Origin of the sequence: Trichormus sp. NMC-1 (genome assembly GCF_001858025.1) — a bacterium.
Classification (GTDB): domain Bacteria; phylum Cyanobacteriota; class Cyanobacteriia; order Cyanobacteriales; family Nostocaceae; genus Anabaena.
Genome location: NZ_LZQD01000013.1, coordinates 25,840 through 39,519, shown reverse-complemented (window position 1 = coordinate 39,519; position 13,680 = coordinate 25,840). Strand labels below are relative to the sequence as shown.

Annotated in this window: 13 protein-coding genes and 1 pseudogene; 8 read left to right on the top strand and 6 right to left on the bottom strand. The window is 37.7% G+C overall.

The genetic code is table 11. From position 1 onward, the window contains the following. The coding region (locus A9Y75_RS24905; protein ID WP_143046504.1) for a DUF3854 domain-containing protein at window positions 1-2,494 on the bottom strand (2,494 nt) is incomplete at its 3' end. 494 nt (window positions 2,495-2,988) lie between these two features. Next, window positions 2,989-3,156, bottom strand: coding sequence for a plasmid partition protein ParG (locus A9Y75_RS24900; RefSeq protein ID WP_071192434.1), 168 nt, complete (start codon window positions 3,154-3,156; stop codon window positions 2,989-2,991). A 363-nt stretch (window positions 3,157-3,519) separates the two neighbouring features. Between A9Y75_RS24900 and A9Y75_RS24890 the strand changes: the two genes are divergently transcribed. The 6 genes from A9Y75_RS24890 (at window position 3,520) to A9Y75_RS24865 (ending at window position 7,848) form a co-directional block, all read left to right on the top strand. Further along, window positions 3,520-3,945 carry a hypothetical protein gene (locus A9Y75_RS24890; RefSeq protein ID WP_071192430.1) on the top strand — a complete coding sequence of 142 codons (426 nt, stop codon included), beginning with the start codon at window positions 3,520-3,522 and terminating at the stop codon, window positions 3,943-3,945. A 3-nt stretch (window positions 3,946-3,948) separates the two neighbouring features. Beyond that, the gene (locus A9Y75_RS24885) at window positions 3,949-4,713 is read left to right on the top strand and encodes a hypothetical protein (protein WP_071192428.1); all 765 of its coding nucleotides are present in this window, start codon (window positions 3,949-3,951) and stop codon (window positions 4,711-4,713) included. Window positions 4,714-4,869: 156 nt separating this feature from the next. Continuing rightward, on the top strand, window positions 4,870-5,547 hold the full coding sequence (locus A9Y75_RS24880; protein ID WP_071192426.1) for a hypothetical protein: 678 nt from the start codon (window positions 4,870-4,872) through the stop codon (window positions 5,545-5,547). A 66-nt stretch (window positions 5,548-5,613) separates the two neighbouring features. After that, window positions 5,614-6,204, top strand: a complete 591-nt coding sequence (locus A9Y75_RS24875) for a hypothetical protein (RefSeq protein ID WP_071192424.1) — start codon at window positions 5,614-5,616, stop codon at window positions 6,202-6,204. Beyond that, window positions 6,194-6,385: a hypothetical protein gene (locus A9Y75_RS24870; RefSeq protein ID WP_071192422.1), complete on the top strand. Its 192-nt coding sequence runs from the start codon at window positions 6,194-6,196 to the stop codon at window positions 6,383-6,385. Before A9Y75_RS24875 ends, A9Y75_RS24870 begins: the two co-directional genes overlap by 11 nt. A gap of 32 nt (window positions 6,386-6,417) precedes the next feature. Further along, entirely contained in the window at window positions 6,418-7,848 is a 1,431-nt protein-coding gene (locus A9Y75_RS24865) for a hypothetical protein (RefSeq protein ID WP_071192420.1), read from the top strand. A gap of 81 nt (window positions 7,849-7,929) precedes the next feature. Here the strand turns inward: A9Y75_RS24865 and A9Y75_RS24860 are convergent, their stop codons facing one another. The 4 genes from A9Y75_RS24860 to A9Y75_RS24845 all read right to left on the bottom strand — a co-directional run bounded on the left by A9Y75_RS24860 (window position 7,930) and on the right by A9Y75_RS24845 (window position 11,527). Continuing rightward, on the bottom strand, window positions 7,930-8,337 hold the full coding sequence (locus A9Y75_RS24860; protein ID WP_071192418.1) for a hypothetical protein: 408 nt from the start codon (window positions 8,335-8,337) through the stop codon (window positions 7,930-7,932). 33 nt (window positions 8,338-8,370) lie between these two features. After that, on the bottom strand, window positions 8,371-10,467 hold the full coding sequence (locus tag A9Y75_RS24855) for a hypothetical protein (protein WP_071192416.1): 2,097 nt from the start codon (window positions 10,465-10,467) through the stop codon (window positions 8,371-8,373). Window positions 10,468-10,772: 305 nt separating this feature from the next. After that, complete coding sequence (locus A9Y75_RS24850) at window positions 10,773-11,252, bottom strand: hypothetical protein (RefSeq protein WP_071192413.1); 480 nt, start codon at window positions 11,250-11,252, stop codon at window positions 10,773-10,775. A gap of 92 nt (window positions 11,253-11,344) precedes the next feature. Next, the gene (locus A9Y75_RS24845; protein ID WP_143046503.1) at window positions 11,345-11,527 is read right to left on the bottom strand and encodes a hypothetical protein; all 183 of its coding nucleotides are present in this window, start codon (window positions 11,525-11,527) and stop codon (window positions 11,345-11,347) included. A gap of 137 nt (window positions 11,528-11,664) precedes the next feature. Between A9Y75_RS24845 and A9Y75_RS24840 the strand changes: the two genes are divergently transcribed. Together A9Y75_RS24840 and A9Y75_RS29950 are read left to right on the top strand one after the other, a co-directional pair. Next, on the top strand, window positions 11,665-12,534 hold the full coding sequence (locus tag A9Y75_RS24840) for a tyrosine-type recombinase/integrase (RefSeq protein WP_071192409.1): 870 nt from the start codon (window positions 11,665-11,667) through the stop codon (window positions 12,532-12,534). A gap of 505 nt (window positions 12,535-13,039) precedes the next feature. Next, window positions 13,040-13,680, top strand: a pseudogene (locus A9Y75_RS29950) (hypothetical protein); the annotation flags it as partial.

Genomic DNA, 13,680 nt, shown 5'->3' with positions numbered 1-13,680 from the left:
CTGGGTGAGTATTTATGCTTGGTTGATCTTCTATTTCTTCCAATTCTGAAAGTTTTTCAAAAGTGGTGCGGGTGGTGCGGGTTTCTTGATATATCGTTGTTTCGGGGTGCGGGTAGTGGTGCGGGGGTGGTGCGGGTGGTGCGGGTATGTTTGTACTATTTTCCGCAGCTTCTACCACACCTACTGAGATATTTTTAAACACTGGCACTTGGCGCTTAGATACTGGATCATATTCCTTGATAATTTCTGCCTTGGGGAATATCTCCAAAATTCTTGGGTTAAGTTGATTGGTGGACTTGATGTACTTGTCTGATGGTTTAACCGGTTCGCTGTAAATTTCCCTGCCACTATCGTCTATCTGCAAAATGTCATTATCAATGTAAAACTGTTTGAGCAGTGCCATTAAATCTTTTGACTTAATCGTTGCACCCTCTTGGTAGTTAACATTCATTTCCTGACAGAACTCGAATAGGTGGTTATTGCTATTCTGGATATTCTGTAAGATTTGAGAGTTACAGCTGTGGTCAATTCCTTCCTTAACCATCCGTTGCAACCCGTCGATCATGTAGTTTAAAAATGCTGGTGCAACTTCCTTGATTACCCAGTCGGTATCATCATGAAAGCGGGGATCTGCTTTCAATTCGTTAGCTTTGGTAGGATTGCTAACATAGGTTTTAACAAAATGTAAAAAGCTGTATCTGGATTTGGCAGCGTCTCCAGTTGCGTAAATGTTGGGAAGCTCGTTTAAGTTAAATATCCCAATGCAGTTGGGGTAATATTCCAACCCGTCCTTATAAAGATATCGAGATATTAATTTATTTCCAGTAGCAAGACATTTTAGACTAACTGAGTTGTCTATTCTTGTGGTCCTGGCTGATTCAGATGCCCAGTTTACCCGTGAGTTGATCAGCCCAGCGATCGCCGACTTATTCCCCCGGTCATAGTCCATGAAATCTTCCAGGGAGTAGCTTGTCATTCCCTTCCCTTGATAGATGAGACTAACTACTTTGTTAATTGAGTCTTTACCATTGCTACCCTGCCCAATTGCAAACAGTATTTTTAAGTTTCTCCCCTGATATTTCCGCACCGTCTCAACATCTAAAGAAGCTCCCAATGTTTTGATGAGGATGTCTCTTTGGGGTGCATCCAAACAACTGAGAAGCTGATCTGCATATTGAGTATCAGCAGTTGGGTTATAAGCAATGATTGGCCGATCTGTGAAGTAATGTTTATATGGGCTGTGTGTTTCAAAATTTATTTTTAATTCCTTCCCTTCCCATGTAAATGTAAGCACTCCATTGGTGCAGTTGATACTATTTTTGGTTAACAAATGTTTGCCAATTGCAAACCGAGAACAGGCATATTTATAAACATTCTCCATAGCTTGGGGAGTATCAAAAGGAAAACTAATTTCTCCTTTCTTGGTTTTCATCTGAACTTTGCTACAGTATTTAAGAATCCTTAATTTTTCTAGATCCGCGTCTAATTCTTCATAGTGGTTCTCATTCCATCGGTAAATCTTCCCGTCAAAAGATATATGAGGATATTTACCGTATAAGTTCTTAAATGCCACCGAGTGAAAACCTCCCTCACGGTTATGATATTCAATGGTTGTGTGTAATTCAGTTTCAGCAACTAACTGATTTAAAAATTCACTACCACGATTTACTAATAAATCATCAAGTCCTTTACCGAGTGAGTTATCCCAATCCAAAATACCCGCCGCACTACCATTAACTATGATTCGGTTTTGTAATGCTATGGCGTGCTTTTTAGTATTTTCGATTGTGGCTAGTTTTGCATCTTGGTCAAACCCTATCAAGAATAGATGGTGACTGCCTACAAACGGCATTAAATCATCAATTAAGACGTTCTTATCTTTGGGTTTACCGCTACTATTCCCATACAAAGCGATGGCGATTAAACCCGCAGATAAAGCAGATAATGATTTTTTACCACCTTCAGTAGTGATAATTTTTTTAATTTTGGGGGAAGATTTTACATAATCCCAAAAACTACCATCTAGAGGAATATCTAGTTTTAGATTCTTGTTAATTTCTTCTCGAATTGACGGGGGAATAGGGGGGAAGAATGCCCTGTCACCATTGCCCTTGGGTGCTAAATAAGAGTAGGGTTTATCGCCATTGGGGATGCTAACAACGGCTTGCCATAAACTGCCATCCTCATTTCTCAGGAATGCAGCATAAATCGGCTCTTTACATTGATGCCCAAAGCGGGTAAAGTCCCAGCCTAGTTCCTCATGGATGGGGGTTCTAGCATCCATACCTGGACCCCATTCCACATCTTGATGAAACTCTACAGCAGCATTAAATAAGTCTGGATGTATGCCACTGCCATTAATGAAGTTATTTTCGATAAATTGCTTAAAGTCTTGGAAGCTAGTAAAAGCAGGTTTGGTGGGGGATTGGGTAGGGCTGTCTTTTTGATTAACTTGAGCGGAATTGTGTAATACGGTTGTGAATTGGGTTTTCATTGGTAGTTGCTCCTTTTTTTGTTTTTCGGAGTCCCAACCAGTTGCAGAAAATCCACAAAGTCAACTAAAATAATAGTTAACAAATTTTTTTACATTAATTTTGTTTTTGTGGGTTGATTCTCTGTACAGAAGGTGATTTGCACTCACCTTACTCAACTGTCTGGGGGACCTCACAATTTTTTTTGTCTAAATTCTAACGTATCCTTGTACTAGCACTTTTGACAACGTTATATAAAAAATACAACGTTATACTTAAACCGCTTACAAGTCAGTCTGGGCATGAGTTACGCGAATTATCCATTTTGTAGTACCTAGAAAAAATTTTAGTTTTTAGTATTTTGTTTGGTAAATTTTGTGATTGCTCTCCATATAGAAATAGAGGCGGAGGCGATTAATTAGATTCAGCTGTCGCACTCCATATAGGAGCGTAAGTTGATTAATTAATCAGATTCAGCTGTTGGATTCCATATTAGGAGCGATCGCAAATCGGTTAATTAAGAGTCAGGATTAGATTTTGGCTGTGTTTCCTGTTCTTTTAACCATTTAAGTATCAATTCTTCCATCACACTATCCATAGTTCTATTTTGTAGAGCGCAAGCTGCTTTAAATCTTGCTCGCACTGCTTCAGATACTCGACCTCGTACAAATACAGATTTTTCCATCTAAAAATACTTGTTCATTAGTTAATTTAGTTCATTTTAGTATTACCTCCTATGAACCTGAAAAAATTTTTAATGCACTTGTTCACTTTTGCTATTGTGCGTTATGATAGCACTATAGCCAAGAAAGTTGCAATCCCACTGCATCCCCAAAAGTCAAGCAATGACCGGATAGTGAAGGAAATAAGCATAAATCTTGGTAATACAGATATCGCAAAAATGCTTACCGTGCGATTAGATGCACTCCTAAAATGCAGGATGCTTAATACAAATACGCAATATGCGTAATACAGATATTTAGGATGTGAATTACACGCACTGCAACTTTGCATAATACAGATAACGCATAACGCAACAAATCAAACTATGGAACAGGAGCGCACGATATACGAAACCTTGATAGGTGCAAGGGTGCATGATGTTCACTGGTGGCGAACTAAAAAAGCTATGAAAGTAGCAGAATTACCCCTTACCAAAGATGGGTTTGAACTGTTCATAGCACTGCGTAAAACCTCACCAAGATACTTTTCCCAGTACCACAAAATAAAAGGTCAAATATCAAGAATTGAATCATCAATTGGTGACGGTTGCACTGGTGAACAGTTCATAAACCTACTGAATAAGTTAGGAATTATACCCAACAAAGGCACGATATCCCGATGGTTTAAAACAGCCGGGGGATTTAAAGCTAAATCTTTTTATGCCAAACAAGTGCTAATTCCTATCTGTGCGGTAGCACTTATCTATAAATCAAAAGTCCAATCTTCTCAAATATCCAAAATAGGAGCATAAATAATGTTAACCATAGTTGCCAAAAGAGTGCAATCACGTCTATCTCGTAAAGGGTTAAAAGTCGAATTAAAAGACATTAGAACTCATCTAGAAAATACTGTAAGCAATGTTAACAAGATTACAAAGCAGGAAACTAACCAAACTACTGATTACTTCATGAGTACAGCTACCAAACTAACAGTAATTCAGGAGGATGTAGAACCAATGACAACCAATGAAGCTGCAATCCAAGAGACTTTAACGAACAACAATTATGAGGAAATACTAATAGGTGAAGATAACATAAATTCTCCATCCACTATTGAAGAATTGTCAGAATTTTATACCCATCCTGCCTTATTTACTCCAAAAACAGAGAACGAGGAAATACCCACACCCCAATCTTCAGAACTAGCAACCACCACCAAAAATGAATTAGTTAACAGCACTGCTCAGAATATGGGCATTGCTTTAGACACTTCCGAGATATCTTTAATAGCTGAAAATATCAACGATTCTACCGACACACTAGAACAAGACATAGACGCTATCAAAGCAGCAATCATAGCATTTGTAGAACACAAAGCTATGGTTAGTCAACAGAAAATCAACAACCTGATTACCGAAGTTAGGGAAGTAGTAAGTGAGAAAAATAATGAAAATTCCCAACTACTATCCGATGGATTGAGCAGTATAAACAACGATATTCAGGAGGCCAACAAGCAATTTAAAAGTAACGTCCAGAAGTGCCTCACAGCCTTTACTATCCCATCTATCAAAGCAGGATAAAACTTTAAGAATCAGGTTTAATCCTGTTCTAATTTTGCTAACAATCACCCTATTATCCGGTCTAATCATCTTCGATAACCTACGCTTCAACCACCGGATAACTAAACCCACTCACAGATATTTTACTGACCCTAATATTTACCTAGAGGTAAACCCATGACTAACCAACCTACCAAAATTCAGAACTCAGTTCAGCTAAAAAATCATGTCAGTAGAAGAGGACAACGATTAGGACAAGCATTATCTTCAAAGTTTGGAGTATCTTTAGCCGACTTTGACAAAATAATGTCTGGAGATATTGCCACTGCTCAAAAAATAGGAGAATTAGCGCGCCAAGGTAGATATGCCGCTGAATTTGCGCCCAAAATTGCCCAGGCATATAAAGAAATAATGGAAGGAAGTCAGGCTTATAACCAAGCCATTGCTGATATCCTTACTCAAGCTGGTAAATCTGGAATTGCAATTGATAAAGTAGTTGGTAAAACTACCCTATCTAACACAAGATATATCCATGAACGGAAGGAATTAGCACAGCAATTTGTGTTTGATAAAAATGCTGAGAATGTGAGACATGAATATCAGCTTAACTACGGGCAAATGAAAGGTTACTTAGATGCACATTTCACAGCAGTAGACCAACAAATTGCATTATTAGAACAGTCGAATAGACCTGAAGTTAAACAAATTTCTGCTGATGAACAACGCCAAAATAAGCTAATGAATGAAGCTTTGGCTAGTGGTGATAACGCTAGATATGACCTGATTCCAGAAAAGAAATATAACGGAGGGTTCAAAGCTAAATTAATTGAACTAAAAACAGCTTTAGGTTTCTAATTGTAATCCCCCAACACAGGTAATGGTTGGGGGAAAATATCAGGTCAATTTTACATTCTAAATACTATGTTAGCACCTCAAACACCACCGGAGCTAGATTCAATTCTAGATAGTGAAGAATCTCCAGAAATTAATCAAGAAACAGTCCGATATTTAAGTCATATTGAAAGTAAACTTTATGCTGATATTCAAGCTAGAAAAAGTATAGACAGCGGGTTATTATTTATAGCTTGTCAGTTTTCAAGCTGTTCCCTATCTTGGTTGTTATTTGACCTCCAAGTAACTTTAAGTATTATTCAGTTAGCTAGTTTTTGTGTCTCCTGCTTACCAGGATTAATTGATTTTGGTGATAGTTTCAACTTTTCAATTAGTAGTGAAAGTTGGGAATTTTCACTAGGTCAAAAACCGTTAGTAGGGATAATAAAACTTGCTATAGGTTTTACTGTTTCCTGGAATAGCACCGCACGAATTACCAAAGAAATTACTAACACATACACCCAAATTAACCAAACATACCAAGAAATAAAAAGCAGTGAAGGGTTATCTTTTCAACTACCCTCTATGGGTGCAAGCATCTTAATCATAATTGCTTCACTGCTATTAATAGGTATTTTTAAAAAGTTTCAAACTACCGGAGATAACAATAATGACATTTAGATTCAAACCTAAAAAGATTGGATGTCTTCAGTTATTTGTATCCAGTTTAGCTACCTTGATATTCATTCATTACCTAGCCACTGGTTTTATTGATGTTGTTCTCAGCGTTAACGACTTACTCGAATGGTTGCAGAAAAATGATGTTGTATACATCGTTCACAAGATATTAACAGGTAAGTAAGCAATACGTCAAGACATTTTTTACAAAAAAGTATGCAAGAAATTAATCAATTCAACATCAAGTTAGCTAAACAACGTAAGTCTATCACTACTTTAGTAGGTGTTTTATTAGTAGGAGGATTTAGTTTATCTATTCCACTGTTTAATGACTCTATTAAGTATCAGGAGACTTTGTATTGTAATAAATCTAGTAGTTGCAGAGGTGCTGATATTAAAAGGGGTGTAAGTTTCTTGGTGGATAGGGAACGGAGAAACCAACTCTTTGATCAACACATCAAAATAATTAAAATTCTTCCCAAGGAAGATGATAAAGCAGTATATGTTGGCATCTTCTCCAGTGGGTTATTGCTTGCAGCCTATGGAGTAAGCAAAGCACTTACCAACCATCAAGAAAAAGCAGTTCATAGTCAATTCAAGCTGCTCAAAATCAAGGCACTTGAGAATGATTTACTAGAACAAACACATCTAGAAATATTTGGATTTACTAAGAACAACCAAGCGGAAATTACCAAACAAGCCATAGCTAGACAAACTCAAGAAACCATACAGGCTATGAAGTCAGAAGGGGAACTACAGCTAGACCACCTTAATGGACAATTACAAGGCACTTTATCTATAAAATCACACCAATTACAGGTTAGTGAATTAGACAAGGAAACAGCTAAAAACGAATTAGAAACAGCAGAAATACAAAGGAAATTAGACAAACTATCTGGCAATTCAAAAACAGAAGATACTACCAAAATTACACCCAATGAACAACTAAAACAATCATTAATCAATGCACTCAAATCTCATGAAAACAGTTGGTTATGGTATCTAGTAGAATCATTCACCCCCATTATCATTCATGGTAAAGCTGGCAGTTATAAAAGCTATACAGCAGCTTCTATCGCACTCCTGAAACATTACCTGATAGATGCCAAAATCGAATCAATAGCAGATATTGACTACGACCAGAATAAAAATGATGCTTGGAAATTTCTAGTACCATTACAACCCAATATTTATGGACAAGGAATTGATTGGGAATCTTACAATGATGGCTACATAGCAGCTATTGAACGCTCCAAGCATAGAACCCTGAAAGATAAACCTATTGTATCTATTTGGGATGAATTGACCAATGCCAAAGGTAAATTTGATAACGCTGCTAATATAGTGCCATTCGTAATTGCTACACCAAGAAAGCGGAACGAACACTGTATTTTAATCAGCCATAACTTAACTCAAGATTGTTTAGGTGGATGTAGTGGTATTTCAGAACCAATCAAGACCCAAACATACAGATTAAATTTAAAAACCACACCACAAGCCAAACCACTTTTTAAAGGCATCTTAGAAGGGTTAGTAGATCAGGATGGTAATGAATTAGAACAACACTCAGTTACATTACCTGATTGGTTGCGACCTGAGAAAATTTGCCAACATTTTAACGGTAAACCCATTGATTTTGATAACTAGGTAGCTACCAAAGTTTAAAACTAGCGTGATGCTTTCCATCTGAGGACTTGGTAGCACTGGCAAGAACACCAAAAAACCCTACTAAATAAAATCTAAAGTTAGTTGTATAGCATCTGAGTCAGCGGATTTTTTACGTCGTTTTGATTTGGATATTGGTTGAACTTTATTTCCTTCAACTTTCTGATTTTGAGTTGATATAGATAGTGGTGTAACCTCTGCCTTTTCAACTTCTTTACCTTGTTTTGATTTGGATATTGGTTGAACTTTATTTCCTTCAACTTTCTGATTTTGAGTTGACATAGATAGTGGTGTAACCTCCGTCTCCTTAACTTTCTTACCTGACTTGAGTGCAGATATTAATTGAAATTCCTCTTCCTCAAGCTCTTCATCAAAATCTTCCTCGAAATCTTCCTCGAAATCTTCCTCGAAATCTTTATCTGCCAAAGAATTTAAAACTTCGTTCATAAAATGTTGATTAGCTTGAATCATGGTTTAGATATTGGTAATAATGATGCTTTTTTGTTATGGCATATCGTAGTTAGTATTGTGCATCTGTTCAGAATGCTGCAATAGCAAAGCAGCACTCTCTATATGTTCAGGAAATTGACTAGCGAACATCTTGCGAATACTGGCAGGAGAAACTTTAACTTCTGTCGAACTATTAAACATTGTTTTAATGCGTGACCCCCAAGCCCCGTCATCTAAAGGCTTAGTGCTGTTGGTGCGGCGGAAGAAGAAATTATGCTCTACTGCCCCTTTAACACCTCTCCCCCATTCCAACCACCGCCGCACATAATCATACAAACACAGATTATTTTTAAACTCTATATTAGGCAATTCTACCCACCAACCACCATTATTCAATAAAACTGGAGCAATTGCCTTACCGGTTTTGTAATCTTCCGCTTCATGATGGATATAAAAAGCTACCTGATTTTTGACCTTTTCCCACACTCCTTTTTCTTTTAAATCTGCCACTCCAAAAAACTTATTTTCAGAGAGAATCCCCTCTTTAAAAGTTTCACCAATGCGTAAATCATAAAAAGTGCGGGAACGGGATGGAACAAGCAGACAAAAAGCCAGACTCAAGAACTTTTGTAACTCCTTGGCAATAGCCGTCTCTGGACGTTGTTTTTCAGAGTAGCCTTTACGACTATTTCGCTTGAAATAGAGAATCACCTGTTCTGCACGACGGCGTTGCTTTTCCATTGCCTTAATAGCTTCTTCCCAAGATACAGAAGTTTCATGATAACTAACAGTATTAGCAACACTTTTTGCTTTCTTCCCAAGCTCAACTTGAAGATTTAACAAGCGTTGAATTATAGGAATATCCCGTTCACGAGGGCAGTCATCGCTACCAATTAAATCTCGATAGATGAATTTGCCCATAGCTATGAGCAAAGATACACGCTTCTTTTGTGAATTTGGATGCCCATTCAAAAAAGATAAATAGCGTTTTATCCTGTCCATATCAGATTTTGCTTGATCCCGTGCCGATTGAGTCCCTTTTTCTTTTTCAAATAAGAATTTTCCCCAAACATTCCAATCATCCCAATCATCAGGATAGTCGTTAAGCCGAAAAATTAACTGAGATTTACTAATCAAGCACTCAAAAGATAACTGCTCTAAAGGTATGCCCTCATAACGGTGAAGCCAACCCAGAACTTGGAGAATTTGTTCTTCCTCAGTGGCTATAGAACCTGGTCTAATATCATTAGCTAACCGCCATGCTTTGTAATCTTTTATTTCCTGTTCTAAGTGCGGATTAAGATAATCATCTGGAAATCTCTTAGCACACAACTTATGGATAGGACACCGGTTATCATGTAATTTCTTTCCCGGCTTAGGCTGTTTTTGCCGGATGCCATTGGTATAAAAAGTATTAAATTCAGGCAAAGTCTGTTGAGGTAAAAAACCAAAATCTCCTTGAGATTGATGCCAATTTAACCAATTCCTAATTCTAGAACGTGGAATATAGCATTTGCGCTTAGTTACACCTAAAAGTTCAAACTGTGCCTCAATTAATTTCAGAGCATCCTTTAGCTCCTCGATAGATATTTCTTGCAGATAATTAATTCCAGCTTCAATTTCAGCAGAAGTCGCTCTTTTACCACTGGGACTTGAACCTCCATAAGCTGGCACGAGATATTTAATAATTATGCTTTGCAAAGAAGTGATGTCATTTTCAGAATCGTTTAACCGTAAATATTCACAGTAGCGATTATAGTAATCTAATGCAGATTCCTTAGCATTGGGAGTTGTGGAAAATGAAGGAATTATATCCCCACCCCAAGGAGCAATGTACAGAGGATTTGGTAAGTATTTTTCTTCTCTTCCCCAGGCTAACCATGCACGAATGCTGTTGCGGATGCGAGTTTGGTGAGTGGCAGAAATGTCGAACTCCTTCATGACAACTGTGACAATGGATTCTGCTTCATTTACATATTCCAAGGGAATACTTTTAAGGTGCTGGAGTGCAGCTTTAATTTCTAAATTCAAGGCTGGTTTATGGAAGATTACAGGACCACCCGTACCGGGAACAAAAAACCGAGTAACAGCATTTTGTAAATTTTCTTGTTCTTCTGGGTCTGTGAGTTGATTGTAAAATTCTTCATACATCAAAAAAGATGACGTTGAAATCGAATCACAGAACGCTTTAACGTAAGATGGCGAAAAGCCTTGTATACAAGGGTTTCCAGCTTTTGACCTAGTAGAAAAAGCAATTAAAATCTTGCATAGCTATGCAAGATTTCCCCTTTCATCCCCGAAATACCTGCCATACAAGGCTTTTGCTGTGATTCTAGTTCAACGTTACTAAAAATTTGCCTCTTTCCCTTCTCCACCGCATTCATCACTAAAAAAGCAAATTCTACAACAAGAATTTTATTTCCAACTAATAGCTTTCTGCGGCTATTTGCAGTTTTTTAAGAATAAGCTACTCTCTCTAAGAGAGTCTGAGTTTTTGGCTTTGGGTGTGGCTTTCCTAGCTCAAATATGTATTTATTAATATTGCTCTCTTCTCTAATCCTACGTTTGACATCAACAGCCCATTTATAAGCCAAACTTCCTCCCATCAAGCACCAGTGAATATAATCTACAGAAGGAGATTCTTTGTTACCCCACATTGGATCTTCTCTATCTTCTTCATGGGTTTCAAAAAACTCCACTATTTGATTAATATGTTCCAGAGATACTGGTCTTTTTCCTATCAGCATCTTTGCTATGGTTATATTTCTTCCACCACCAAACTTAGAATGTAATTCCAACCCTCTTGTAGCTGATAATATTACTTGGAATGGAATCACAATTATTTTTTTCTCATCATCTTCTCTCTCTGCTAAAAGTAGGGATAAACAGAGTAATTGCTGTTGAAGTTTGAATGTAGATAACAGGGTATTAGTCATGTTATTAGTTGAAATGTTACCTTCATCATTATAGCCAATATTTATTCGTAAATATCTGCCTCGAAAACTGGCTTTTAACGAATAAGACCTCGCTATGAATTTTGTATCCAGTAAGTTACTTTTCTTTTAATCTGCTTATTCTCAATCTCACAACCCAGCGCCAGCAAAATCTTTTTAAATTCACGCATAATATATCTTTCATCTGTTAGAGATGATTCAGATATAATTAATCCCAATCGCTCCTCTATTACCTTTTGATTTTCAGCCATTTTCATGCCCACACCTTGGGAAATTAACGATGTTCCGGTAAACTGTTCCCCCGCCAAAATATCTTCAATTGGCAGCAGATTTAAAATAAATTCCTTTATGTCAAAGTGAAAATTAACTAAAATAGTATAAAGGTACTAATAAGATGCACGCTTTAACTATTGCCCAACCAACTGAAGTTAACCAATATGCTGATAAATCTATTGATGTATTACTCAATATGTGGCTACATGGTAAGAGTCAATCTACTCAGGACAGTTACAAGCGTATCGCTGTGAAGTTTTTAACAGCGATAGATAAGCCACTTGTTAATGTAAGTTTAGATGATTTACAGCAGTGGGTAGATAGCTTACCATCTGCCAACGATAACACTAGAAAAACTTATATCAATATAGTTAAGTCACTGCTTACCTTTACTCACCAGTTAGGGATTACACATTACAACGTTGGTAAGGTGGTGAAGACTCCCAAACCTAAAGACGCTTTAACAGAACGGATACTAACTGAACAGGAAATAACTATACTGATACACTCAGAAACAAACCAACGGAATAAGCTAATTTTAAAAATGCTTTACTACTGCGGGTTACGTGCTACTGAGTTAAGCGGTTTAACTTGGGGGGATTTGTCAGAACGTGGTGATGGGAACGGTCAAGCCACTATATATGGTAAGGGTAGTAAAACCCGTGTGGTGATTATTCCCAGTAACTTGTATAAGGAATTGGAACAGTTAAGGGGTGATGCTGGTAAAGCTGATCCGGTGTTTAGAAGTAGACAGGGTAAAGGTTTTTTAACCCGTGCTATGGTTTGGGAGATTGTTAAAAAAGCTGCTAAGAGGATCGGACTACCCGCACCTAGTCCCCACTGGTTACGACATGGCCACGCTAGTCATAGTTTAGATAGGGGCGCACCTATCCATCTGGTTAGTCAAAGTTTAGGTCATGCCAGCGTTGCTACTACTTCACGCTACCTACACGCAAAGCCTAGTGATTGTAGTAGTTTGTATTTGGGGTAATCTTTGCGTGTTAGCTCTAAAAATCAAAATTTTGGTTCACTCAAATAAAATAATGTGAATTAATAATGTGAACTGAACAACTGAAACAATGTTAAGTATAATTGCTCATTTTTGAAATCCTAGCCAATCCCAACCAAACCTAGCCAAATTTCGGCTTTGTTAGTAGTACAAATCAACTAAAAATACTTTTTTGGTAAAAAAGGTGTGGCTAATCCTAGCCAATCCTAGCCAAACCCAGCCAATTTTAAGTAATGGCTCTATATTTGTATATTAATTTACGTATTAAGTAAATAACCATGAAATCCTCACGGTACAAAGGTTTGAAATTTATAACCTTGTGTGATTACTTATACTAAAAGTTTATTGAACTTGATTCACGGTGAGACGCAAGCCATGTTTTGTGCATGCGTTATAGTGGCGTTTGAGTAGCATCCATGCAAAAACGAGTGTTATCAGCAGTAATAAATGGGGAACAATAAAAATAAGTCTAAAAATATAATCACCCATGTCTGAAGATTCCCAGCGTAATGCTGCTGTCAATGCTGCTGCAACAACCAAGATTCACCATGCTAATTTACAGGATTTACCTTTAAGTACAGCACGTAGGTTATATAAAGGTGGTGTTCGCCAGGGCGAACCTATCAGAACCAGAATAGAAGCCCAACAAATGTTAGAGAAAATTCCCCCTTCTCAACGGGCTGGTATAGATAGCAAATCTGCGTCCAAGAATGTAGAACAGTATTTATCTGATAAACACGCTAGTCACATTAAACCCCACAGTCAGGGCGGTTCTAATGATCCAACCAATATCAAATGGGAGAACGGCAAAGATAATATAGCTCGTGGTGGTAAACCCATGACTAAGCAAGAGCAGATGAGGCTTAATGCTAAATACCACTTTGACAACTTAACTGGTGCTGTAAAAGCTGGACTGCAAGCCGCACCAATGGGGGCTGCGGTGGGTGCAGTTACAACTGTGCCTTTTTCACTTTTAACTAATGCCTTGCGTGTAGTCCGGGGGGAAATTTCTGCACAGGAAGCGGCTACAGCAACATTAAAAGATACTGCTACGGGTGGTGTAATTGGAGGTGCTACGGCATTTGCCACCACAACATTAGCGGCGGCTTGTCAACCAATAGCGATCGC